General features: G+C 72.5%; 22 protein-coding genes. 13 read left to right on the top strand and 9 right to left on the bottom strand.

Annotation, left to right across the window (positions count from 1 at the left end; translation table 11 throughout):
* The 6 genes from HUX53_RS32230 to HUX53_RS32205 all read right to left on the bottom strand — a co-directional run.
* Positions 1-1100 (bottom strand): AAA family ATPase (locus tag HUX53_RS32230; RefSeq protein WP_176406987.1); only part of this gene is annotated, 1100 nt, incomplete at its 3' end.
* 252 nt (positions 1101-1352) lie between these two features.
* Positions 1353-2786: a rhamnulokinase family protein gene (locus tag HUX53_RS32225; protein WP_176406986.1), complete on the bottom strand. Its 1434-nt coding sequence runs from the start codon at positions 2784-2786 to the stop codon at positions 1353-1355.
* A complete protein-coding gene (locus tag HUX53_RS32220) occupies positions 2783-3403 on the bottom strand; it encodes an LUD domain-containing protein (protein ID WP_176406985.1) in 621 nt (206 codons plus the stop codon). The genes HUX53_RS32225 and HUX53_RS32220 overlap by 4 nt, the downstream gene beginning before the upstream one ends.
* On the bottom strand, positions 3400-4845 hold the full coding sequence (locus tag HUX53_RS32215; RefSeq protein WP_176406984.1) for a LutB/LldF family L-lactate oxidation iron-sulfur protein: 1446 nt from the start codon (positions 4843-4845) through the stop codon (positions 3400-3402). The genes HUX53_RS32220 and HUX53_RS32215 overlap by 4 nt, the downstream gene beginning before the upstream one ends.
* A complete protein-coding gene (locus HUX53_RS32210) occupies positions 4842-5555 on the bottom strand; it encodes a (Fe-S)-binding protein (RefSeq protein WP_176406983.1) in 714 nt (237 codons plus the stop codon). The genes HUX53_RS32215 and HUX53_RS32210 overlap by 4 nt, the downstream gene beginning before the upstream one ends.
* Positions 5552-6607, bottom strand: coding sequence for a LacI family DNA-binding transcriptional regulator (locus tag HUX53_RS32205; RefSeq protein ID WP_255205853.1), 1056 nt, complete (start codon positions 6605-6607; stop codon positions 5552-5554). The genes HUX53_RS32210 and HUX53_RS32205 overlap by 4 nt, the downstream gene beginning before the upstream one ends.
* Before the next feature lie 299 nt (positions 6608-6906).
* Here HUX53_RS32205 and HUX53_RS32200 point away from each other — a divergent pair, with 299 nt between their 5' ends.
* The 8 genes from HUX53_RS32200 to HUX53_RS32165 all read left to right on the top strand — a co-directional run bounded on the left by HUX53_RS32200 (position 6907) and on the right by HUX53_RS32165 (position 16796).
* Complete coding sequence (locus HUX53_RS32200; RefSeq protein ID WP_176406982.1) at positions 6907-8460, top strand: sugar ABC transporter ATP-binding protein; 1554 nt, start codon at positions 6907-6909, stop codon at positions 8458-8460.
* A complete protein-coding gene (locus HUX53_RS32195; RefSeq protein WP_176406981.1) occupies positions 8460-9551 on the top strand; it encodes an ABC transporter permease in 1092 nt (363 codons plus the stop codon). Before HUX53_RS32200 ends, HUX53_RS32195 begins: the two co-directional genes overlap by 1 nt.
* The gene (locus HUX53_RS32190) at positions 9548-10543 is read left to right on the top strand and encodes an ABC transporter permease (RefSeq protein WP_176406980.1); all 996 of its coding nucleotides are present in this window, start codon (positions 9548-9550) and stop codon (positions 10541-10543) included. The genes HUX53_RS32195 and HUX53_RS32190 overlap by 4 nt, the downstream gene beginning before the upstream one ends.
* A 32-nt stretch (positions 10544-10575) precedes the next feature.
* The gene (gene rhaS, locus HUX53_RS32185) at positions 10576-11661 is read left to right on the top strand and encodes a rhamnose ABC transporter substrate-binding protein (protein WP_176406979.1); all 1086 of its coding nucleotides are present in this window, start codon (positions 10576-10578) and stop codon (positions 11659-11661) included.
* A 4-nt stretch (positions 11662-11665) separates the two neighbouring features.
* Positions 11666-11983 carry an L-rhamnose mutarotase gene (locus HUX53_RS32180; RefSeq protein WP_176406978.1) on the top strand — a complete coding sequence of 106 codons (318 nt, stop codon included), beginning with the start codon at positions 11666-11668 and terminating at the stop codon, positions 11981-11983.
* An 11-nt stretch (positions 11984-11994) separates the two neighbouring features.
* Entirely contained in the window at positions 11995-13161 is a 1167-nt protein-coding gene (gene rhaI, locus HUX53_RS32175) for an L-rhamnose isomerase (protein ID WP_176406977.1), read from the top strand.
* A gap of 17 nt (positions 13162-13178) precedes the next feature.
* Positions 13179-15230 (top strand): bifunctional aldolase/short-chain dehydrogenase, encoded by a 2052-nt coding sequence (locus HUX53_RS32170; protein ID WP_176406976.1) that lies wholly within the window; start codon positions 13179-13181, stop codon positions 15228-15230.
* Positions 15231-15365: 135 nt separating this feature from the next.
* Positions 15366-16796, top strand: a complete 1431-nt coding sequence (locus HUX53_RS32165; RefSeq protein WP_176406975.1) for an L-fucose/L-arabinose isomerase family protein — start codon at positions 15366-15368, stop codon at positions 16794-16796.
* On the opposite strand, the gene HUX53_RS32160 is transcribed toward HUX53_RS32165, so the two are convergent.
* Positions 16786-17688, bottom strand: coding sequence for a LysR family transcriptional regulator (locus tag HUX53_RS32160; protein ID WP_176406974.1), 903 nt, complete (start codon positions 17686-17688; stop codon positions 16786-16788). The genes HUX53_RS32165 and HUX53_RS32160 overlap by 11 nt on opposite strands.
* An 86-nt stretch (positions 17689-17774) precedes the next feature.
* Between HUX53_RS32160 and HUX53_RS32155 the strand changes: the two genes are divergently transcribed.
* The 4 genes from HUX53_RS32155 (at position 17775) to HUX53_RS32140 (ending at position 20282) form a co-directional block, all read left to right on the top strand.
* A complete protein-coding gene (locus tag HUX53_RS32155) occupies positions 17775-18587 on the top strand; it encodes an SDR family oxidoreductase (RefSeq protein WP_176406973.1) in 813 nt (270 codons plus the stop codon).
* 9 nt (positions 18588-18596) lie between these two features.
* The gene (locus HUX53_RS32150) at positions 18597-19049 is read left to right on the top strand and encodes a MarR family winged helix-turn-helix transcriptional regulator (RefSeq protein ID WP_309237537.1); all 453 of its coding nucleotides are present in this window, start codon (positions 18597-18599) and stop codon (positions 19047-19049) included.
* Between the two features lie 73 nt (positions 19050-19122).
* Positions 19123-19341: a hypothetical protein gene (locus tag HUX53_RS42755; protein WP_176406972.1), complete on the top strand. Its 219-nt coding sequence runs from the start codon at positions 19123-19125 to the stop codon at positions 19339-19341.
* A gap of 44 nt (positions 19342-19385) precedes the next feature.
* A complete protein-coding gene (locus tag HUX53_RS32140; protein ID WP_176406971.1) occupies positions 19386-20282 on the top strand; it encodes a ribokinase in 897 nt (298 codons plus the stop codon).
* On the opposite strand, the gene HUX53_RS32135 is transcribed toward HUX53_RS32140, so the two are convergent.
* A complete protein-coding gene (locus tag HUX53_RS32135) occupies positions 20279-20707 on the bottom strand; it encodes a PH domain-containing protein (protein ID WP_176406970.1) in 429 nt (142 codons plus the stop codon). The genes HUX53_RS32140 and HUX53_RS32135 overlap by 4 nt on opposite strands.
* Positions 20708-20769: 62 nt before the next feature.
* On the opposite strand from HUX53_RS32135, the gene HUX53_RS32130 reads away from it, so the two are divergent.
* On the top strand, positions 20770-21699 hold the full coding sequence (locus HUX53_RS32130) for a Ppx/GppA phosphatase family protein (protein WP_176406969.1): 930 nt from the start codon (positions 20770-20772) through the stop codon (positions 21697-21699).
* Positions 21700-21702: 3 nt separating this feature from the next.
* On the opposite strand, the gene HUX53_RS32125 is transcribed toward HUX53_RS32130, so the two are convergent.
* The coding region (locus HUX53_RS32125; RefSeq protein ID WP_369009224.1) for a TolB family protein at positions 21703-22814 on the bottom strand (1112 nt) is incomplete at its 5' end.

The following is a 22814-nucleotide window of genomic DNA, read 5'->3' as shown; positions in this document are numbered from 1 at the left end:
GTCGAGGCGTAGGCGACGTGCCGGACGAGGGGGTGCCGGAACCGGAACCGGCCGCCGGGCGCGGGCCGCACCACGTCGTGGCCGGTCAGCACGTCCAGCGCGGTGAGCGCGGCGTTCTGCTCCATCTCCGCGGCGACGGCGGCGAGCGCGGGCTCGAACACGTCCGCGGCGACGGCGGCGCCGCGCGCCATCGCCAGCGCCTGCGGCGGCAGCGCGCTCAGCTCGACCTGCAGCGCCGCCCGCACCGCCGGCGGCACCTCGGTGAGGTTCGCGACGCCCTTCTCCCAGTGCCGGTCGAGGCCGTTGCCGGCCACGGGCGCGGCGCCGTCGGCCATCTTGGCCAGCGCCTCCAGGTAGAACGGGTTGCCGCCGGAGGCCTTGAACAGCGACTCGCACCGCGACCGGCTGACGTCCGGCCCGAGGAACTCGCGCACCTCGCTCTGCGAGAGCGACTCGACACCGACCCGCACGCCCTGCGGGCCGGCCGCGTCCACCAGCGCCGCCAGCCGGGGCGACGCCTGTGCGGGCCGGTAGGCGACCGCGACCAGCACCCGGGCGCGCGGCGGGTGCCGGACCAGATGGTCCAGCAGTTCGATCGTCGCGTCGTCGGCCCAGTGCAGGTCGTCCAGGATCAGCACCAGCCCGGACGGCTCGGCCAGCTCCTCCAGCAGGTGCCGGACGGTCCGGTGCAGCTGGTACCGCGCGACCTGCGATTCCGGGGAGGCGAACGGCGGCTCGCCGGTCAGGTCGGCCAGCGCGGGGAACACCTGGCCGAGCAGCCGCAGCGCCCCCGGCGGCAGGCCCAGGGTGTGCTCTTCGAGACGGTCGTCGAGCGCGTCGACCACCGCGCCGAACGGCATCTCCTGCTCGAACTCGGCCGCGCGCCCCGCCACGAACGGCAGCTTGCGCGCGATCGCGCCGTCGGCCAGCTCGTTCAAAAGCCGCGTCTTGCCGGCGCCGGGTTCGCCGACCATCGCCAGGAAGCCGTAGCCGCCCGCGGCCGCGTCCAGGACGCGGTCGATCTCCCGCAGCGCGTCCCGTCGGCCGACCAGCGGAGCGTTGCCGGAGCCCCCGGCCTCGCGCGCCGCACGACCCTGCATGTCCACATCCCAACAGCGACAGGCGGTCGATACGCCGTGATCATGCTTCTCGTGGTGGTCTCAGAGAATTGCGAGATCACCTTATCGGGTAGAACGTCAATAAGGCGGGGCAACACGGCTCCGACCGCGCCTGATCCCCACCTGGGCGGTTTCCTCGTGACCGTATGTACATAGCTATGAACGGCCCTCGGGAGCCCCATGTCAACCTCGGGTGGGTAAACCGTCGCGGCGTCGTGACATCCGGGGGCCGGCTCAGGTTTCCAGGCCGAGGCGGACGGCGGCCTCCCGCCACCGGGACTCGCCGCCGGACGGGGCGTGGCGGCGGACGTGCTGCGTGGCGGCGACCAGGGCGCGGGCCTCGGCCAGGCCGCCGACGGCGCCGTGGGCGCGGGCCTGGGCCAGCACGTTGCCGAGGGCGGTCGCCTCGACCGGGCCCGCCACGACCGGCAGGCCGCTCGCCTCGGCGGTCAGCCGGCACAGCAGGTCGTTGCGGCTGCCGCCGCCCACCAGGTGCACGACCTCGATATCGACGGCGGAAAGGGCCGCGGCTTGTCGCAACGTGACGCGGTGCGCGAGGGCGAGGCTGTCCAGGATGCAGCGGACGGTCCCCGCGCGGCCGGCCGGCTCGGGGAACCCGCGGCGGCGGCAGTGCGCGGCGATGCGGGACGGCATGTCGCCGGGCGGCAGGAACTCCGGGTCGTCGGGGTCGATCAGCGAGCGCAGGCCGGGGACGTCCGCGGCCTCGGCGAGCAGGGCCGGCAGGTCGGGGTTCCCCCAGGCCCGCAGCGACTCCTGGAGCAGCCACAGGCCCATCACGTTGCGCAGGTAGCGGACGGTCCCGTCGACTCCGCCCTCGTTGGTGAAGTTGGCCTTGCGGCTCGCCTCGGTCAGCACGGGCGCGTCCAGTTCGACGCCGACCAGCGACCAGGTGCCACAGGAGATGTAGGCGAACCGATCGGTGGTGGCGGGGACGGCGGCGACGGCCGACGCGGTGTCGTGTGATCCGACGGCCGTGACCGGGAGGGCGCCGTGGCCGGTCTCGGCCGCCACGTCCGGGCGGAGCGTCCCGATCACCGAGCCGGGCTCGCGGAGTTGCGGGAGGAGCGTCGCGGGGATGCCAAGGCGGGCGAGGAGGTCGCCGGACCAGGTGCCGTCGCGCACGTCCAGGAGGCCGGTTGTGGACGCGTTGGTGCGCTCCGCGCCGACCTCGCCCGTCAGCCAGTAGGCCAGCAGGTCGGGGACGAGCAGCATCGTGCTCGCCCGCGACAGGTCGTCCGCCACGAGCTGGTAGATCGTGTTGAACGGGAGGAACTGCAGCCCGGACGCCCCGTAGAGAAGGTCGTCGCCCAGTTCGGCGCGGACGCGGTCCATCACGCCGTCGGTGCGGGCGTCGCGGTAGTGGACGGGGTTGCCCAGCAGGGTGCCGCCGGCGTCGAGCAGCCCGTAGTCGACCGCCCACGAGTCGATCCCGACCGACGCCAGCCCGGCCGGCGCGTCCCGCAGCCCGTCCAGCACGTTCCCGTAAAGACCCAGGATGTCCCAGTGCAGGGTGCCGTTGACCCGCACCGGACGATTCGGAAACCGGCGAACCTCGTCCAATTCGAGGACCCCGGAACCAACCCGCCCGGCCATCACCCGCCCACTGGACGCCCCAAGATCAACAGCCGCGAAAGTCGCTTCGCTCATTCGACGACCAGCACCTCCAGTGTGCGAGGGCCGTGCACGCCCTCGACGCGGGAGAGTTCGATGTCGCTCGTCGCCGACGGGCCCGACACGAACGTCAGCGGACGGGACGGGGCGAGCCGTTCGAGCGCCTCCGGCACGTCCGGCGCGACCTGCTCGGCGAGCACCACGATCAGGTGGTAGTCGGGCACGAGTGACAGAGCGCGCGGCCCCTGCGCGGCGCCGTGGTCCAGGACGATCGTGCCGGTCTCGGCGATCGCGGCGGCGCAGCCGGTGACCGCGCCCGCCAGCGTGTCGAGCGACGCCACGGAGAAGTCGCGGACGAGCGGCGCGTCCGTCGCCGACGTCCACTCCGAAGGCAGATCGGCCGGGACACCGTACGAGCCGGAACGGGCCGCCAGCCGCTCCGCGACCGTCGCGGCGAGATCGGGCGCGGACACCCGCAGCACGGTCGCGCGGTAGTCGGCGACCCGCTCGGCGAACAGGTCGAGAATGCCGTCCTCGTGGTGGCGCCGCAGGTAGGCGCGGTCAATCCGGTCATAGGAGGCCGCGACCTCGTCGGCGGGCCGGGTCGGCACGATCCCGTCGATCCGGCGCAGGATCTCCTCGCGCGCGTTCACTCGCCCTCCTCCTTCCGGCCACCGTCCGTCCGGGCCCACCAGGCGCGGAACGACTCCGGTGGCGGGGCCGGCGCGTCCCGCGTCTCGGTCCAGGCGTTGAGCGGGCCGGGCAGCCGCCGGATCCGGCCGCCGCGCGCCACGATGCGGCGGCTCGCGGACGCGGCGCGCTGCGCGAGCGCGAGCCTGGTCGGGGAGCGCAGCGTCCACCCGGCCGCCGTCATCGCGACCCGTTCGAGGGGATGCCGCGGCCCCTTCGCGACCGCGCGCGCCCGCAGGTGGACGAGCACTTCGGGGATGTCGATCGCGACCGGGCACGCCTCGAAGCACGCCCCGCACAGCGACGACGCGTAGGGCAGGGACGCGTCCACGTCCGACCCGATGCCCCTGATCTGCGGCGACAGGATCGCGCCGATCGGCCCCGGATACGGCGACCCGTAGGCGTGGCCGCCCGCGCGCTGGTAGACCGGGCACACGTTCAGGCACGCCGAGCAGCGGATGCAGCGCAGCGCCTGCCGGCCCACCTCGTCGGCGAGGGTGTCGGTGCGGCCGTTGTCCAGCAGGACGAGATGGAAGTCGCGCGGGCCGTCGCCGGGGGAGACGCCCGTCCAGGCGGAGGTGTAGGGGTTCATCCGCTCGGCCGTGGACGAGCGGGGCAGCAGTTGCAGGAACACCTCCAGGTCCCGCCAGCTCGGCACGATCTTCTCCACGCCCATCACCGAGATGAGCGTCTCGGGGAGCGTCAGGCACATCCGCCCGTTGCCCTCCGACTCCAGGACGACGAGCGTGCCGGTGTCGGCGACCGCGAAGTTCACGCCCGACACCCCGACCTTCGCCGACAGGAACTTGGCGCGCAGGTGCCGCCGGGCGGCCTCCGCCAGCGCGGCGGGGGAGTCGGTCAGGTCCGCGGGGGCGTCCTCCATCGCGCGCAGGAAGATGTCGCGGATGTCGGACCGGTTCCGGTGGATGGCCGGGACGAGGATGTGCGACGGCCGGTCGTCCCCGAGCTGGACGATCAGCTCCGCGAGGTCGGTCTCGTAGGCGGTGACGCCCTCCTCCGCCAGGAACTCGTTGAGACCGGTCTCCTGCGTGGCCATCGACTTGACCTTGACGACCTCGGTCTCGCCGGTCGCCTTCACCAGGTCCGCGACGATCCGGTTGGCCTCGGCCGCGTCCCGCGCCCAGTGCACCGTCCCGCCCGCCTCGGTGACCCTCTCCTCCAGCAGCCGCAGGTAGTGGCCGAGGTTCGCCAGGACGTGGTCCTTGATCTGCTTGCCCGCCTCGCGCAGCGCGGCCCAGTCGTCCAGCTCGGCGACCGCGCCGGCGCGCTTGTTCCGGATCGTGGTGGTCGCGTGCGCGAGGTTGCCGCGCAGCCGCGTGTCGGCCACGGCCTCCCGCGCCGCGTCCGGGAACGACGGCATCCCGACGTACGTGGGCATGCTCATGACGGGTCCTCCTCCGTCGACGCGAGGATCTCGGCCAGGTGGATCGTCCGCACCCCGGCGCGGGTGCGGGTGAGCGCGCCGCCGATGTGCATCAGGCACGAGTTGTCGGCCGCGCACAGCACCTCCGCCTTCGTCTCCCGGACGGCGGTGACCTTGTCGGCGCACATCGCCGCCGACACCTCGGCGTTCTTCAGCGCGAACGTCCCGCCGAACCCGCAGCACTCGGCCGCGTCCGGCAGGTCGGCCAGGTCGATGCCGCGGACCTCGCGCAGCAGCCGCAGCGGGCGGTCGCCGACGTGCAGCATGCGCAGCGAGTGGCACGTCGGGTGGTAGGTGACGCGGTGCGGGAACCAGGCGCCGACGTCGGTGACGCCGAGGACGTCCACCAGGAACTCCGACAGCTCGTACACCCGCGAGGCGACCCCGGCGGTGCGCGGCGCCAGCTTCGGATGCCACTCGCGGATCATGGCCGCGCATGATGCGGACGGCGCCACGACCGCCTCGTACGGCTCGAACGTCTCCGCGAACCCCTTCACCAGGTGCAGCGCCTGGTCCCGGTAGCCGGTGTTGAGGTGCATCTGCCCGCAGCACGTCTGCGCCTCGGGGAACTCGACGTCGTGGCCGAGCCGCCGCAGCAGCCGCACCATCGCCTTGCCCGTGTCCGGATACATCGTGTCGTTGACGCAGGTGAGGAACAGCGCGACCTTCATGAGGCGCCTCCGGGGGAGCGGCTGGACTCGCGGACGACCAGCTCGGGCTGGAACATGACCTGCTGGTGGGCGTGCCCGCCGGACGCGTCGCACTCCTCCAGCAGCAGCTCGGTCGCGATCCGGCCGAGCTGGTAGGTGGGCTGCCGCACCGAGCTGAGGGGGACGGCGGCCGCGGCCGAGAACTCGATGTCGTCGTACCCGATCAGCGCCACGTCAGTCGGCACCTTGATCCCCGCCTGCAGCAGCACGCGCAGCACGCCGAGCGCGAGCAGGTCGTTCGCGCAGAAGATCGCGTCCGGCAGGCCGTCCGCCAGCAGCCGCCCCGCCGCCTCCTGCCCGGACCGCGCGTTCATCGCGCCGACCGCGACCTCGCGCATCGCGTCCCGGCCGAGCCCGGCGGCGCGCAGCGCCCGCAGCGCGCCCTTGCGGCGGTCGGCGCACTGCCGCAGCACCATCGGCCCGGTGACGAACGCGATCGTGCGGGCCCCGCCGGCCAGCAGCTCGCCGGCCGCGAGTTCGCCGCCCGCGACGTCGTCGACGGCGACCGAGCACTGGTTGGCGCGCGGCGTCGGATGGTCGAGCAGCACCACCGGGACCTCGCGCTCGCGCAGCCGGTCGGCGGTCTCGCCGTCGTCGCCGACCGGGGTCAGCAGGACGCCGCGGACCCGCTGCTCGGCGAACACCCGCAGGTTGCGCTGCTCCCGCTCCGCCGACTCGCCCGACGACGACAGCAGCACCGCGTAGCCGCGCTCGCTGGCGATGTCCTCCACGCCGCGCGCCACGTCGGTGAAGAACGGGTTGGCGAGGTCGAGGACCATCAGCCCGATCGTGCTGCTGTGCCCGGCGCGCAGTGTCGACGCCGAGCCGTTGCGGACGAAGCCCAGCTCGCGGATCGCCTGCTCGACGCGGGCGCGGGTCGCCTCGGCCACCCGCTCGGGCCGGTTGAGCACGTTGGACACGGTGCCGGGGGAGACGCCGGCGTGCGCCGCGACCTGCTTGATGCCGACCGTCCGGCTCAGCGCGGGACGTTCGGCGCCGTCGTCTGTGCTCAATCCGTGTGCCCCCGGTCCGTCCGCCTGTGTCGCCGCTCACTTTGGGTCATGGCATTAAAACGTGTCAACCCCAGAGTCGCGACGGCGAACCCCCGAACCCGGGTGGCCGGTCCCGGCCGGGGCGACTTCGAAAACGTCTTCCGCCCTTGCATGGGCGGGGTTTGGACGGCGTCCGGCCGGGTCGTGGGGCAGGTTCCCTCTTGACGGGTGCTCCGGGTCACATCTAGCGTCCTCCGCGACATCTTCTTAAAACGTTTTTCATTCACAGGTCACCGACGTCCCCCGCGAGGAGGGCCGCCATGAGCGCACCGGGCCGGTCGGCACCGCCGACATTGGCGCTGGTCAACGTGAGCAAGTCGTTCGGCGCCGTGCGCGCCCTGCAGGGCGTCACGCTGGAGCTGCACGCGGGCGAGGTGCACGCACTCGCCGGCGAGAACGGCGCGGGCAAGTCCACGGTCGTAAAAACGTTCGCAGGGGTGCACCGCCCCGACGCGGGCGAGGTCCGGGTGGACGGCGAGCCGGCCGACTTCCACGGCCCCGCCGACGCGCAGGCCGCCGGGGTCGCGGTCATCTACCAGGAGCCCACGCTGTTCCCCGACCTGTCGGTCGCCGAGAACATCTTCATGGGCCGCCAGCCCCGCGCCCGTGGTCGGCTAACGGGGCTGGGCCGCATCGACCGCCGCGCCATGCACGCCGAGACGGCGAAGCTGTTCGAGCGGCTCGGCGTCGCGCTGGACCCGCAGCAGCCCGCCCGCGGCCTGTCCATCGCCGACCAGCAGGTCGTCGAGATCGCCAAGGCCATCTCCCGGGACGCGCGGGTCCTCATCATGGACGAGCCCACCGCCGCGCTCACCGGCCAGGAGGTCGCCCGGCTGTTCGCGGTGACCCGCACCCTCCAGGAGCAGGGCTGCGCGGTGCTGTTCATCTCGCACCGGCTGGAGGAGATCTTCGAGCTGTGCGAGCGCGTCACGACGCTGCGCGACGGCACCTTCATCGCCACCGACGAGGTCGCGGACATCACCGCCGACGACCTCGTCCGCCGGATGGTCGGCCGCGACCTCGACGCCCTCTACCCCAAGCAGGATGTGACGCCCGGCGAGGTCGCGCTGAAGGTCAGCAGGCTGACCCGCGAGGGCGCGTTCACCGACGTCTCGTTCGAGGTCCGCCGCGGCGAGATCGTCGCGCTGGCCGGGCTGGTCGGCGCCGGCCGCAGCGAGGTCGCCCGCGCGATCTTCGGCGTGGACCGCTGGGACGCCGGGGCCGTCGAGGTCGAGGGCCGCGCGCTGCCGCCCGGCAGCCCCACCGCCGCGATGTCGGCCGGGCTCGCGCTCGTCCCCGAGGACCGCCGCCAGCAGGGCCTCGTCATGGACATGTCCATCGAGCGGAACATGGGCCTCACCCAGCTGAAGGCGCTGCGCCGCGCGACCGGCCGCGCCGGGCTGATCTCCCGGAAGGTCGAGCGGGACCGGGCCGCCGACTGGGGGCTGCGGCTCCAGCTCAAGTACTCCCGCCTCTCCGACGCCGTCGGCGTCCTGTCGGGCGGCAACCAGCAGAAGGTCGTGCTCGCCAAGTGGCTGGCCACCGAGCCGGCCGTGCTGATCGTGGACGAGCCGACCCGCGGCATCGACGTCGGCACCAAGGCCGAGGTGCACCGGCTGCTGTCGGAGCTGGCCGCGCAGGACCTCGCGGTGCTGATGATCTCCTCCGACCTGCCGGAGGTGCTCGGCATGGCCGACCGCGTCCTCGTCATGCACGAGGGCCGGCTCACCGCCGAGATCGCCCGCGCGGACGCGACCGAGGAGACCGTAATGGCCGCCGCCACCGGCCGCGCTGGGACGGGGAGGGCGGCTTGATGACCGTACTCACTGAGAGCCCGGCGCGGCCGGGTGGGGCGGGTGGGCCCGCGGGCGGCGGGCGGCGCCTGGTCGAGCTGGTGCTGCGCGCCCGGGAGATGAGCATTCTCGGCGGCCTCGTCCTGCTCGTCGTCGGCACGACGATCGCGAACCCGCGGTTCTTGTCCGGGCAGGGCGTCAAGGACATCTTCCTCAACGCCTCCATCCTGGTGCTGCTCGCCGTCGGGCAGACGGTGGTCGTCGTCACCCGCAACATCGACCTGTCGGTCGGGTCCGTCGTCGGGCTCGTCGCGTTCAGCGCCGGCAAGTTCGCCGCCGCCGGCGACCACCACGTCGTACTCGTCCTGGTCTTCGGCGTCGCGATCGGGCTGGCGTGCGGGCTGGTCAACGGGCTGCTCGTCAGCTTCTGCCGCGTCCCCGCCCTCGTCGTCACGCTCGGCACCCTGTACGTGATCCAGGGGCTCGACTACCGCATCGCGCACGGGCAGCAGATCGGCGCCGCCGAACTGCCGTCCTCGGTGCTGAAGCTCGGCAACGACGGGATCCTCGGCGTCCCCTACCTGCCGATCATCACCGTTGTCGTGATGCTGGGGGTCGGCTACTACCTGCGGTCCTACTCGTCCGGGCGCGAGTTCTACGCGATCGGGTCGAGCCCGGAGGCCGCGCGGCTCGCCGGCGTGCCGATCCGCCGCCGCGTCCTCACCGCCTACCTGGTCAGCGGCGCGCTCGCCGGGCTCGCCGGGGTGCTGTGGCTCGGCCGGTTCGGCACCGTCGTCGCGGACGCCGCGCACGGCTGGGAGCTGACCGTCGTCAGCGCCGTCGTCGTCGGCGGAGTCGCCATCACCGGCGGCGTCGGGACGGTGTACGGGGCGGCGCTCGGCGGCCTGCTGCTCACCACCATCGGCAGCGTGCTGGTCGTCCTCAAGGTCAACTCGTTCTGGCAGGACGCGATCACCGGCGTCCTCCTGCTGCTGGCCATCAGCGTGGACCGGCTGCTGGCGCTGCGCGTCACCCGGACGCTGAAACAGCGGTCGCTCGAATCGGCCGCCCATCGCGAGGCCGCTCCGGAGAAGAAGGAGGGACGGTCATGAGCCGCCTCGGAGGGCTGATGCGGTGGGAGACCGCCGTCACCGCCCTGCTGATCGTGGTGTTCGCCGGCGGCGCCGGGTTCTCGCCCGACTTCGCCAGCAACGGCAACCTGTCGTTCGCCCTCGACGACCTGTCGGAGATCGCGCTGATCGCGCTGCCGATGACGCTGCTGGTCGTGTGCGGGCAGGTCGACCTGTCGGTGGCCTCCATCCTCGGCCTGTGCAGCGCGCTGACCGGCAAGATGTGGGACGGCGGCATGGCCATCGAGACGATCATCCCGATCGTGCTCGTCGTCGGGATCGTCTGCGGCCTGGTCAACGGGCTGCTCGTGACGAAGCTCGGGCTGCCGTCCCTCGCCGTGACGATCGGCACGATGACCCTCTACCGGGGCCTCGCCTACGTCACGCTCGGCACCGGGGCCATCTCCGAGTTCCCGTTCGCCTACACCGACCTCGCCACCTCGTCCATCCCGGGCACGCCGATCCCGTACCCGATCGCGCTGTTCATCGTGCTCGCCATCGCCACCGGCATCGTCCTGCACGCCACCGGCATCGGGCGGTCGCTGTTCGCGATCGGCGCGCAGGAGGACGCCGCCTACTTCGCCGGCATCCGGGTCAAGCGCATCAAGCTGATCCTGTTCACGGTGTCCGGCCTGGTCGCCGGGTTCGCCGGCGTCGTCTACACGCTCCGCTACGGCAGCGCCCGCGCCGACAACGGCCTCGGGCTCGAACTCACCGTCATCGCGGCGGTGCTGCTCGGCGGCATCGACTTCGACGGCGGCAAGGGCACGCTCGGCGGCGTCATCGCGGCCGTGCTGCTCATCGGCCTGCTCCGCAACCTGCTGATGCTCAACGACGTCTCCACCGAGGTCCAGTCGATCGTCACCGGGCTGCTGCTCATCGTCAGCGTCCTCACCCCGCGGCTGATCGCCGTGGTCCGCGAGACACAGGGCAGGCGGCGGGGCGCGCGACCCGCGGCCACCGCCGCGCCCTGACACGTCCCACTCCACCCCCGAAAGGCAACGTGATGACCATTCGTCTGCGCGCTCCGCGCCGGCTGGCGGCCGTCGCCACGGCGAGCGTCCTGGCCCTCAGCATGGCCGCCTGCGGCGGCACCACCAAGAACGACTCCGACTCCGGGGACGCCAAGGCCGCCGGCGGCAACGCCACGGCGAACCCGAACGCGCCGATGAAGAAGGGCCTGAAGCTGGCGTTCCTGCCTAAGCAGGTCAACAACCCCTACGAGACGATCGTCGACAAGGCCGGCATCGAGGCGGCCGAGGAGTTCGAGGCGGAGGCCAAGGAGGTCGGCCCGTCGGACGCGTCCGCGTCCTCGCAGGTCTCCTACATCAACACGCTCATCCAGCAGCGGCACGACGCGATCCTGATCGCCGCCAACGACGCGAACGCGGTGTGCGGCCCGCTCAAGCAGGCGATGGCCAAGAACATCAAGATCGTCGCCTACGACTCCGACACCAACCCCGACTGCCGGGACGTGTTCATCAACCAGGCCAGCTCGGAGGAGATCGGCCGCAGCGAGGTCAAGCTCCTCGCCGAGCAGCTCGACTACAAGGGCGAGATCGCGATCCTGTCGGCGACGGCGAACGCCACGAACCAGAATACCTGGATCAAGTTCATGAAGGACGAGCTCGGCAAGCCCGAATACTCGAAGATGAAGCTCGTCAAGGTCGCCTACGGCGACGACGACGACCAGAAGTCGTTCCAGCAGACGCAGGGGCTGCTGCAGGCGTACCCGAACCTCAAGGGCATCATCTCGCCGACCACGGTCGGCATCGCCGCCGCGGCCCGCTACATCTCCGGCTCCAAGTACAAGGGCAAGGTCGCGCTGACCGGCCTCGGCACCCCCGACCAGATGCGCAAGTTCGTCAAGGACGGCACGGTCAAGGAATTCGAGCTGTGGGACCCCAAGAACCTCGGCTACCTGGCCGCCTACGCGGCGGGGGCGCTGTCGTCCGGCCAGATCACCGGCGCGCAGGGCGAGAAGTTCAAGGCCGGCAAGCTCGGCGAGCGCACGATCGGCGCCAACGGCGAGGTCATCCTCGGCCCGCCCACGGTCTTCGACGCCAAGAACATCGACGAGTACCACTTCTGATCACATGAAGCGAGTCTGCTTCCTGCTCAAGGTCAGGCAGGACCGCCTGGAGGAGTACAAGCTGCGCCACCAGGCGGTCTGGCCCGACATGCGGAACGCCCTGCGCGACACCGGCTGGCACAACTACTCGCTGTTCCTGCGGGAGGACGGCCTCCTCGTCGGCTACCTGGAGACCGACGACTTCGAGGCCGCCCAGGAGGCGATGGCCCGCACCGAGGTCAACGCCCGATGGCAGGCCGAGATGGCGCAGTACTTCGAGGACCTCGACGGCCGCCCCGACGAAGGCATGTGGCCGCTCACCGAGGTCTTCCACCTGGATTGAAAGAGGTAACCGTGAACGACACCAGCGCGGTGAAGGACGCCCTGCGCCGCCAGCAGATCGAAACTCCCTCGTGGGCGTACGGGAACTCGGGGACCCGGTTCAAGGTCTTCGCCCAGCGGGGCGTGCCGCGCACCCCGCAGGAGAAGATCGACGACGCCGCGCAGGTGCACCGTTTCACCGGCGTCGCGCCCAGCGTGGCCGTCCACATCCCCTGGGACAAGGTGGACGACTACGCCGCGCTGGCCGCGCACGCCGAGGAGTGCGGGGTGCGGATCGGCGCGGTGAACACGAACGTGTTCCAGGACGACGACTACATGCTCGGCAGCGTCACCAACCCCGACGCCGCCGTCCGCCGCAAGGCCCTCGACCACCTCCTCGAAGCGGTCGACATCATGGACCTGACCGGGTCCCGCGACCTGAAGCTGTGGTTCTCCGACGGGACGAACTACCCGGGGCAGGACGACATCCGCACCCGCCAGGACCGGATGGCCGAGGCCCTCGCGGCGGTGTACGAGCGGCTCGGCGACGACCAGCGGTTCCTGCTGGAGTACAAGCTGTTCGAGCCCGCCTTCTACATGACCGACGTGCCGGACTGGGGCACCTCCTACGCGCACTGCGTCAAGCTCGGCCCGAAGGCGCAGGTCGTGGTGGACACCGGGCACCACGCGCCCGGCACCAACATCGAGTTCATCGTGGCGTTCCTGCTGCGCGAGGGGAAGCTCGGCGGGTTCGACTTCAACTCCCGCTTCTACGCCGACGACGACCTGATGGTGGGGTCCGCCGACCCGTTCCAGCTGTTCCGGATCATGTACGAGGTGGTGCGCGGCGGCGGCTACGACGCCGGGGCGGGCGTGGCGTTCATGCTCGACCAGTGCCACAACATCGAGCCGAAGATCCAGGGGCAGATCCGGTCGGTGATGAACGTCCAGGAGGCCACGGCGAAGGCGCTGCTGGTGGACGCGGACGCGCTGCGGGCCGCGCAGCAGTCCGGTGACGTCCTCGAAGCGAACGCGGTCTTCATGGACGCCTACAACACCGACGTCCGGCCGCTGCTCGCCGAGCTGCGCGAGGAGATGGGCCTGCACCCGGACCCGGTCGCGGCCTACAAGGCGTCCGGCTACTTCGAGCGGGTCGCCGAGGAGCGCAAGGACGGCCAGGCCGCCGGCTGGGGCGCCTGATGAAGGAGACGGAACCGATGACTTCCACCTCGCCCGAGGTGGAGCAGCTGCTGGAACGCGCCAACACCCTCGGCTCGGACCCGCGCAACACCAACTACGCGGGCGGCAACGCGTCCGCGAAGGGCACCGTCACCGACCCGGTGACGGCTCGCGACGTCGAGCTGATGTGGGTGAAGGGCTCCGGCGGCGACCTCGGCACCCTCACCGAGAAGGGTCTCGCCGTGCTGCGGCTCGACCGGATGCGCGCCCTCGTGGACGTCTACCCGGGCGTCGAGCGCGAGGACGAGATGGTCGCCGCGTTCGACTACTGCCTGCACGGCAAGGGCGGCGCGGCGCCGTCCATCGACACCGCCATGCACGGCCTGGTCGAGGCCGCGCACGTCGACCATCTGCACCCCGATTCCGGCATCGCGATCGCGACGGCCGCCGACGGGGAGGAGCTGACGCGGCGGATCTTCGGCGACCGGGTGGCGTGGGTGCCGTGGCGGCGTCCCGGCTTCCAGCTCGGGCTGGACATCGCGGAGATCAAGCGCGCGATCCCGCAGGCGATCGGGGTGATCCTCGGCGGGCACGGGATCACCGCGTGGGGCGAGACGAGCGAGGAGTGCAAGGCCAACTCGCTCGACATCATCCGCACCGCCGAGACGTACATCGCCGAGCACGGCAAGGCCGACCCGTTCGGCGAGGTGATCCACCCGGTGCTGCCGGAGGACGAGCGGCGCGCCCGCGCGGCGGCGTTGTTCCCGCTGCTCCGGGGCCTGGCGTCCACCGATCGGCCGCAGGTCGGGCACTACACCGGCAGCGAGGCCGTCCTCGACTTCGTCTCGCGCGCCGAGCATCCCCGGCTCGCGGCGCTCGGAACGTCCTGCCCGGATCACTTCCTGCGCACCAAGGTCCGCCCCATGGTCCTGGACCTGCCGCCGGACGCCCCCCTCGACGACGTCAAGGCCCGCCTGAAGGAACTCCACGCCGCCTACCGGGAGGAGTACGCGGCCTACTACGACCGGCACGCCCTTCCGGATTCGCCGCCGATGCGCGGTGCGGACCCGGCGATCGTCCTCGTCCCAGGCGTCGGCATGTTCTCGTTCGGCGCCAACAAGCAGACCGCGCGCGTCGCCGGCGAGTTCTACGTCAACGCGATCAACGTGATGCGCGGTGCGGAGGCGCTGTCGTCGTACGCGCCGATCGACGAGGCCGAGAAGTTCCGCATCGAGTACTGGGAGCTGGAGGAGGCCAAGCTCCGCCGGATGCCGAAGCCGAAGCCGCTCGCGACCCGCGTCGCGGTCGTCACCGGCGGCGGCTCGGGCATCGGTGCGGCCACCGCCCGCCAGCTCGCCGCCGAGGGCGCCTGCGTCGTCGTTGCCGACCGGGACGTGGCCGCAGCCGAGAAGGTCGCGGCCGAGATCGGCGCGAACGCCCTGCGTGCGTCGGACGTAGCGGTCGCAGCAGGCGCCGACGTGACGTCCGAGGACGAGATCGCCGTCGCCGTCCGGGACGCGGTCCTGGCGTTCGGCGGCGTTGACCTCGTCGTCAACAACGCCGGCCTGTCGATCTCCAAGCCGCTGTTGGAGACGACCACCGCCGACTGGGACCTGCAGCACGACGTCATGGCGCGCGGCTCGTTCCTGATGTCCCGCGAGACGGCCCGTGTGATGGTCGAGCAGGGGATGGGCGGCGACATCGTCTACATCGCGTCCAAGAACGGGGTGTTCGCCGGGCCGAACAACATCGCCTACGGCGCGACGAAGGCCGACCAGGCGCACCAGGTGCGGCTGCTGGCCGCCGAGCTGGGCGAGCACGGCATCCGCGTCAACGGCGTCAACCCGGACGGCGTGGTGCGCGGCTCCGGCATCTTCGCCGGCGGCTGGGGCGCCAAGCGCGCCGCCGTGTACGGCGTCGAGGAGGAGAAGCTCGGCGAGTTCTACGCCCAGCGGACGCTGCTGAAGCGCGAGGTGCTGCCCGAGCACGTCGCCGCCGCCGTCTTCGCCCTCACCGGCGGGGACCTGACCCACACCACCGGGCTGCACATCCCCGTCGACGCGGGCGTGGCCGCCGCCTTCCTGCGCTGACCGGTGACAGGAGGACGGCCGGCGGCCCGGACCGTGCGGCGGCGCTCACACACGTCCGTCGCCGCACCGTCCCCAACCGGGCCGCCGGCCGTCCTGCAGGGCCCGCTCGACCAAAAGGAACCCGAAGGGACAACGATGGACCAGGCCGAGAAGTTCGCACCCACCGCATCGTCCGTGAAGGTCGGTCTCGTCGCCGGGGGCCTCGGCGCGTACTGGCCGCAGTTCCCCGACCTGCTGCCGCAGCTGAAGCGGTCCGCCGAGCGCGTCTCCGAGCGGATGCGCGGGCTCGGCGCCGAGGTCGTCGACGTGGGCTTCATCTCCGACGCGCAGGAGGGCGCGGCGGCGGCCGAGAAGCTCCGCGCCGCCGGCTGCGACATCATCGTCGGCTTCCTCACGACCTATATGACCGCGTCGATGCTGGTCCCGGTCGCGCAGCGGGCGGACGCACCGGTCCTGCTGATCAACCTGCAGCCGACCGAGTCGATGGACCACGCCACGTTCGACACCGGGCAGTGGCTCGCCTACTGCGGCGCCTGCCCGCTGCCGGAGATGGCGAACGCGTTCGAGCGCTGCGGCGTCCCGTTCCGCTCCGTCTCCGGATACCTGGAGGACGAGCGGGCCTGGGCGAAGATCGGCCGCTGGGTGCGGGCCGCCGGGGTCCGGGCCGCGCTGCGCGGGGGGCGGCACGGCCTGATGGGCCACCTCTACCCGGGCATGCTGGACGTCTCCACCGACCTCACCCTCGTCAGCGCCAACTTCGGCGGGCACGTCGAGGTGCTGGAGTTCGACGACCTGCGCGTCCGGGTGGAGAAGGTCACGGACGCCGAGGCGGCGGCGAAGAAGGCGGAGGCGGAGAAGATCTTCGAGCTGGACGGGTCCGTCAACGACGACGACCTGACCTGGGCGGCCCGCGTCGCCGCCGGCCTCGACCACCTCGCCGAGGACTTCGGGCTCGACAGCCTCGCCTACTACCACCGGGGCCTGGACGGCGAGATCCACGAGCGGCTCGGCGCCGGCATGATCCTCGGCGCCTCCCTGCTCACCGCGCGCGGCGTCCCGGCGGCCGGCGAGTACGAGCTGCGCACGTCCCTCGCCATGCTGATCGCCGACCGGCTCGGCGCGGGCGGCTCGTTCACCGAACTGCAGGCCCTCGACTTCCGGCGCGGCCACGTCGAGATGGGCCACGACGGGCCCGCGCACCTGGCGATCAGCGCCCGCCGCCCGCTGCTGCGCGGCCTCGGCGTCTACCACGGCAAGCGCGGCTACGGCGTGTCGGTGGAGTTCGACGTCCGGCACGGCCCGGTCACCGCGTTCGGGATCGTCCAGCGCCGGGACGGCCGGTTCGCGTTCGTCGCGTCCGAGGGCGAGACCGTGGACGGGCCGCTGCTGCGGATCGGCAACACCACGTCCCGCGTCGACTTCGGCTGCGACCCGGGCGAGTGGACCGACGCGTGGTCGGCCACCGGTATCTCCCACCACTGGGCCCTGGCCACCGGCCACCTGACCCCCGACCTGAAGGCCCTCGCCGACCTCCTGGGAACCGATCTGGTCCAGGTCAATCCCTGAGTTCCGGCGGGAGAAGGGCGCCGCCGTCGCGGAGTTCGCGGACGACCTCGACGAGCCGCGCGACCGCAGCGCCGGAGTCGTCGCGCCGCCACACGAGGCGGCAGTCGATCTCCGGGCTCGGGTCGGTGAAGTACCGGTACGCGACGCCGGGCGACGGGTGCGCCGCCGCCGCGCTCGGTGACGTGATCGCGATGGCGGCGCCGGTGAGCACGAGCGGCAGCATCCGGTCGAGGCTCGGGATCTCCTGGTGGACGCTGACGGTCGCGCCGCGCGTCGTGAGCTGCCCGATGATCCGGTCGTGCAGTGCCGGGTTGACGTCGCGCGGGACGACGGTGAGCGGCTCGTGCGACAGGCGCGCCGGGTCCAGCGTCGGCTCGCCCGCCAGGGGATGGCCCGCCGCGAGCGCGGCGATGAGCGGCTCGCGCGCGACGAGCAGGCTCGCCAGTCCGGGCGGGAGGTCGGGCGTCCAGCACAGGCCGAGGTCGAGGCGGTGCTCGGTGAGCGCGGCGAGCTGCTCCGGCGTCGTCATCGGCCGGGGCGCCACCGTGATGGACGGGACGCGAGGCACCGCGAGCCCGAACAGCCGGGACCCGAGATCGTCGGCGTACCCGACGCGGACCTCGGTGCCGCCGTGCGCGGCGCGGCGCCCGACGTCCAGCGCGTGCCGGGCGGCGTCCACCGTGCGGCGCGCCTCGGGCAGGAACGCCTCCCCGGCCGTGGTGAGGGCGACGCGGCGGCTGGTGCGGGTGAACAGCGGCGCGCCGAGTTCCCGCTCCAGCCGGCGGATCTGCTCGCTCACCGACTGCTGCGCCACGTGCATGCGCTCGGCCGCCCGCCCGAAGTGCAGCTCCTCCGCGACGGCCAGCACGTACTCCAACTGCCGAAGCTCCATGGGCCACCTCGATCGACAGGCTGCGCCTGTTGACCGTACCCGTCCTGCGCGTTGATGATCCCCGGCCGCCGCCGTGTCATGGAGACATGAAGACATGGTTCATCACCGGTACGTCCCGCGGCCTCGGCCGCGAGTTGACCGAGCAGCTTCTCGCCCGCGGCGACCGCGTCGCCGCAACCCTCCGCGACCCCGCCCGGCTCGCCGATCTCGCCGGATACGGGGACCGGCTCTGGGTCCGCCCCCTGGACGTGGCCGACACCGCCGGGCTCCGCGAGGTCGTGGACGCGGCCTTCGCCGACCTCGGCCGCATCGACGTCGTCGTGTCCAACGCCGGCTACGGGGTTACCGGGGCCGCCGAGGAACTCTCCGACGCCCAGATCGACGACGTGATCGCCACGAACCTGACCGGCTCGATCCAGCTCGTCCGGGCGGTGCTCCCGCATCTGCGCGCGCAGGGCGGCGGCCGGATCCTGCAGCTGTCCAGCATGGGCGGGCAGATGGCGTTCCCCGGATTTTCGCTCTACCACACCACCAAATGGGGCATCGAGGGCTTCTTCGAGGCGCTGGCCCCCGAGGTGGAGCCGTTCGGCGTCCGCACCACGCTCGTGGAGCCGGGCATGGTGCGGACGTCGTTCTACTCGTCCGCGCACCGGGCCCCGGCCCAGGAGGCGTACGCGGCCAACCCGGCGATCATGCGCGGCGACGGGGTGCCCGTGGACCAGATGCCCGGCGACCAGGCCAAGGTCGCCGCCGCGATGATCGACGCCGCCGCCCAGGACGTCCCGCCGCGCCGCCTCCTCTTGGGCTCGGACGCCTACTCCTACGTCCACGCGGCCCTGACCGACCGGCTCGCCGCCGCCGAGGCCCAGAAGGACCTCGCGCCCACGACCGATGTATAGTCAACATTCGTGACTAATGCGCAGGGTGCCGGGGAAGCCGATCTGGGAATGCTGGCGGGCCGGCTGATGCGGGCGCTGCAGGAGGAGCTGTTCGAGCGCCTGGCCGAGCAGGGCCACCCGGACGTCCGCCCCCGGCACGGCACCGTACTGGCCTTCCTCGACGCCGGCGGGGCGCGCGCGACCGAACTGTCGGCCCGGTCCGGCCAGCACAAGCAGATCGTCGGCACGATCGTGGACGAGCTGACCGGGCTCGGCTACGTCCGCCGCGAACCCGACCCCGCCGACCGCCGCGCCAAGCGGATCGTCCCCACCGAGCACGGCCTCGACGAGATCGCCAAGGCCCGCGCCATCCTCGCCGCGATCGAGGATCGCCACCGCCAGACCCTCGGCAACGAGCACTACACGGCTTTTAAGGACGCCTTCGAGCGAATCACCCGCGCCCAGACAACCTGGCGCGCATAGCGGCCGATGCGGTAGCCGGCGGACGTGCGACCCGGTTGTGTCACGTTGAGTGATTATCCGTAACGTTCTGTGTGTGGAGGGTGATCGGGGGAGCTGGGCGGGGCCCGGCGGGTTGCGGGTGACGGCGGTGCGGTTGACGGGGGCGCACCGGGTTCTGGCGGAGTACGCGGGTGTGGGCGGGGACAGCGCGTTCCTGGTGACGCGGGGCGGGGAGCTGGTCGGCCGCGGCTACTACCCGTCGGTGGAGGCGCTCGCCGAGGCCGTGGACCTGGCGGAGCTCCACCCCGTGTGACCAGCGGTTGCGCGAACCGCCGCCGCACCTGTACTGGTTACACCGTGAGTGAGAGCTGGGAAGTCGTCGTGGTCGGGTCGGTCAACGCGGATCTGGTGATCGGGGTCGAGCGGAGGCCCGCGCCGGGGGAGACCGTGCTCGGGTCCGACATGGTCGTCCATCCGGGCGGGAAGGGCGCCAACCAGGCGGTCGCGGCGGCGCGGCTCGGCGGCCGGGCCGGGATCGTCGGGCGGATCGGCGACGACGGGCACGGCGAACTGCTGCGCGGCGCGCTCGCCGCGGACGGCGTGGATCTCGCCCATCTGGCCGTCACGCCGGGCGTGCCGACCGGTGTGGCGTTGATCACGGTCGGGTCGGACGGCGATAACAGCATCATCGTCTCGCCCGGCGCCAACGCACGGCTCACCCCCGAGAACGTCGAGGCCGCCCGGGAGATGATCGCCGGGGCGTCCGTCGTGTCGTTCCAGCTGGAGGTGCCGCTGCCCGCCGTGGAGGCCGCCGCCCGGCTCGCGGCCGGGGCCGGGGGACGCGTCGTGCTCAACCTGTCGCCGCCCGCGCCCGTCCCCGCCGAGCTGCTCGCCCTCTGCGACCCGCTCGTCGTCAACGAGCACGAGGCGGCGTTCCTCCTGGACGGCGGCGGCGACGCCGGGGAGCTGGCGGCGAAGCTGGCCCGCTCCGGGCCCCGCTCGGTCGTCGTCACGCTCGGCGCCGACGGCGTCGTGGTCGCCGACGGCGAGGGCGTCACGGCGATCCCGTCGCCGAAGGCCGACGCCGTCGACACGACCGGCGCGGGCGACGCCTTCACCGCCGCGCTCTGCCTGCGGCTCGCGCGGGGCGACGCGCTGCGCGACGCCGCCCGGTACGCCACCCGCGTGGGTGCCGCGGCCGTCCGCAAGCGGGGCGCGCAGAGTTCCTACCCGACGCCGGACGAGCTGCCTTAGCGGCTCGTGCGGGCGCGCAGCCGGTACAGCTCGTCGGCGACGTCGTGGACGTCGGAGCCGAGGTCGAACGCGCTGAGCAGGTGCAGGTCGTTGGACGTCTCGATCTCCAGCATCCGGGTGTGCAGCAGGAGCCGGCGGCGTTCGTCCACCCGGATCGTGCGGACGTCCTCCCACCCGATGCTGCGGTGCCCCGCGTAGCCGGACACGACCGTGAGCCCGTCCCCGTCGGCGGCGAGCCGGACCGGCGCGACCAGGTCGCGCAGCGCCAGCGCGTTCAGCCCGATCGCGGCCGCGCCCGCGAGGAACAGGAACTGCGGGTCGTGGCTGTAGAGGACGATGAGCGCCGTCACGGCCGCCGCGCCGGCGCACTTCAGCGCCACATGACCGGGCGGTACTCGCCACCGCCGCTGTGAACCCTCACCCATGCCCGCCACCGTAGCCGCAACCGGCCCCGGCCGGGTCATGCGCGTCCGGTAGCGTCGCAACCATGCGACTCGGCGTGCTGGACGTGGGCTCGAACACCGTGCACCTGCTGGTGGTCGACGCCCACCAGGGAGCGCGGCCCCTGCCCGCGTTCTCCCACAAGGCCGATCTCCGGCTCACCGCCCACCTGGACGACTCCGACCGCCTGTCCGCGGAGGGCGAGGCGCTGCTGCGCGACTTCGTCGACGAGGCGCTGCAGATCGCCGAGGACAAGGGCGTCGAGGACCTGGTCGCGTTCGCGACCTCCGCCGTCCGCGACGCCGCCAACGGCGAGGACGTCCTCGCCCGGATCCGCGCCGACAAGTCGATCGACGTCCGCGCGATGTCCGGCGACGAGGAGGCGCGACTGACCTTCCTCGCCGTCCGCCGCTGGTTCGGCTGGTCGTCGGGGCGGCTGCTCGTCGTGGACATCGGCGGCGGCTCGCTGGAGATCGCGTCCGGGATCGACGAGGAGCCGGACGTGGCGATCTCGCTGCCGCTCGGCGTGGCCCGGCTCACCCGCGACCGGTTCACCGCCGACCCGCCGCCGCCGGAGGAGATCCGCGACCTGCGCCGGCACGTCCGGGCGGAGATCGCCCGGCAGGTCGGGGACGTCGCCCGGTACGGGGCCGCCGACCACGCGGTCGCCACGTTCAAGACGTTCCGGCATCTCGCCCGGATCGCGGGCGCGGCGCCCAGCGCCGAGGGGCCCTACCAGCGCCGCGCCCTGTCCGACGCCGACGTGACCGACTGGGCGGAGAAGCTCGCGCCGATGCCGTCCGCGGAGCGCGCCGGGCTGCCCGGCGTGTCGGAGAGCCGCGCCGAGCTGCTGCTCGCGGGCGCGATCGTCGCGGACGCCGTGATGGACCTGTTCGAGCTGACCGAGCTGGAGATCTGCCCGTGGGCGCTGCGCGAGGGCGTCATCCTGCGCCGCCTCGACATGATCACCGGCTGAGGATCACGACCAGTTCGGGTGGCCGAGGACGTGGTCCGGCGGGGTGAGGACCTTGTCGTCGGTGCCGTCCGCCCGGACGGCGTGCAGCACCGGGTCGGTGGTCGCTCCCCGCGCGTAGCAGATCCAGTGGCCGTCCTTGGACCACGCCGGGTCCATGTCGTGCTCGCCACCGGACGTCAGGGCGCTCGGCGCGGACCCGTCGGCGTTCATCGTCCAGATCGCGCTGTTGTCGGACGCTCCCCGGGTGAAGGCGATCTTCGACCCGTCCGGTGACCATTCGGGGTCCACCGACCGGACGTCGCCGCTGGTCAGCTTCTTCCAGGCGCCGCCGGGATCGTTCGGGTCGAGGGTGTAGATCTGCTCGGTGCCGTCGCGCTTGCTCCAGAAGACCAGCTTGCCGGTGGACGACCACATCGGGTCGTCCTTCGCGGAGTCGTCGCGGGTCAGCTGGGTGACCTTGTGGTCCTGCAGGGTGATGGTGAAGATCTGCTTGGCACCGTCCTGCCGGCCCATGTAGGCGAGGCGTGTGCCGTCGGGCGACCAGGTCACCCGTCCGCCCGCGATGTCGGTGACCTTCTGGACGCCGCTGCCGTCGGCGTTCATCACCCACGCCGCGCTGGCGCCGCCCCCGCTGCGGGTGAACGCGATGAGCTTGCCGTCCGGTGACCGCTCGGGCAGGACGTCGCAGGTGTCCCCGCGCACCAGGGTCTTCACGGACCCGTTGCCGGGCGTGAACAGGCCGATGTCGGCGTGGCACGTCTTCGGCCAGCCGGGCTCGGTGTCGATGCGGACCAGCAGCGGCCCGGACGGGAACGCCGCCGGCTTCGCCCCGGTGTTCCCGGCCTCGCCGGACGGCCGCGTCAGGTAGTAGACGCCGCCCGCCACGAGCCCGGCCACCAGCACGCCGGCCACGCTGGAGGCGATCAGCGTGGTGCGCCTGGACCTCTCCGGAGGCGGCGGGAAGTAGGGGTGGGGCGCCGGGGGCACGTGCGCGGTGGGCTGCTCGTCCACCGGCCGGGTCACCGGCTCTGGCACCGGCGCGGGCGCCGGGGATGGGGTGTCGCGGGAGGTGACGCCGGGGTCCGCGGCGTCACCTCCCGCGACACCCCATCCCC

Source organism: Actinomadura sp. BRA 177, from assembly GCF_013372625.1.
In the GTDB taxonomy this organism is placed as follows: Bacteria; Actinomycetota; Actinomycetes; order Streptosporangiales; family Streptosporangiaceae; genus Spirillospora.
The sequence above is the reverse complement of the archived record's forward strand: the minus strand, read 5'-3'. Positions and strand labels throughout refer to the sequence as shown.

Coding starts and splice junctions, on each gene's coding strand:
- HUX53_RS32170 (WP_176406976.1), top strand. CDS start 13,179: ATGACTTCCACCTCGCCCGAGGTGGAGCAGCTGCTGGAACGCGCCAAC.
- HUX53_RS32195 (WP_176406981.1), top strand. CDS start 8,460: ATGACCGTACTCACTGAGAGCCCGGCGCGGCCGGGTGGGGCGGGTGGG.
- HUX53_RS32160 (WP_176406974.1), bottom strand. CDS start 17,688: ATGGAGCTTCGGCAGTTGGAGTACGTGCTGGCCGTCGCGGAGGAGCTG.
- HUX53_RS32165 (WP_176406975.1), top strand. CDS start 15,366: ATGGACCAGGCCGAGAAGTTCGCACCCACCGCATCGTCCGTGAAGGTC.
- HUX53_RS32155 (WP_176406973.1), top strand. CDS start 17,775: ATGAAGACATGGTTCATCACCGGTACGTCCCGCGGCCTCGGCCGCGAG.
- HUX53_RS32215 (WP_176406984.1), bottom strand. CDS start 4,845: ATGAGCATGCCCACGTACGTCGGGATGCCGTCGTTCCCGGACGCGGCG.
- HUX53_RS32210 (WP_176406983.1), bottom strand. CDS start 5,555: ATGAAGGTCGCGCTGTTCCTCACCTGCGTCAACGACACGATGTATCCG.
- HUX53_RS32190 (WP_176406980.1), top strand. CDS start 9,548: ATGAGCCGCCTCGGAGGGCTGATGCGGTGGGAGACCGCCGTCACCGCC.
- rhaS (WP_176406979.1), top strand. CDS start 10,576: ATGACCATTCGTCTGCGCGCTCCGCGCCGGCTGGCGGCCGTCGCCACG.
- HUX53_RS32130 (WP_176406969.1), top strand. CDS start 20,770: ATGCGACTCGGCGTGCTGGACGTGGGCTCGAACACCGTGCACCTGCTG.
- HUX53_RS32200 (WP_176406982.1), top strand. CDS start 6,907: ATGAGCGCACCGGGCCGGTCGGCACCGCCGACATTGGCGCTGGTCAAC.
- HUX53_RS32225 (WP_176406986.1), bottom strand. CDS start 2,786: ATGAGCGAAGCGACTTTCGCGGCTGTTGATCTTGGGGCGTCCAGTGGG.
- HUX53_RS32135 (WP_176406970.1), bottom strand. CDS start 20,707: ATGGGTGAGGGTTCACAGCGGCGGTGGCGAGTACCGCCCGGTCATGTG.
- HUX53_RS32180 (WP_176406978.1), top strand. CDS start 11,666: ATGAAGCGAGTCTGCTTCCTGCTCAAGGTCAGGCAGGACCGCCTGGAG.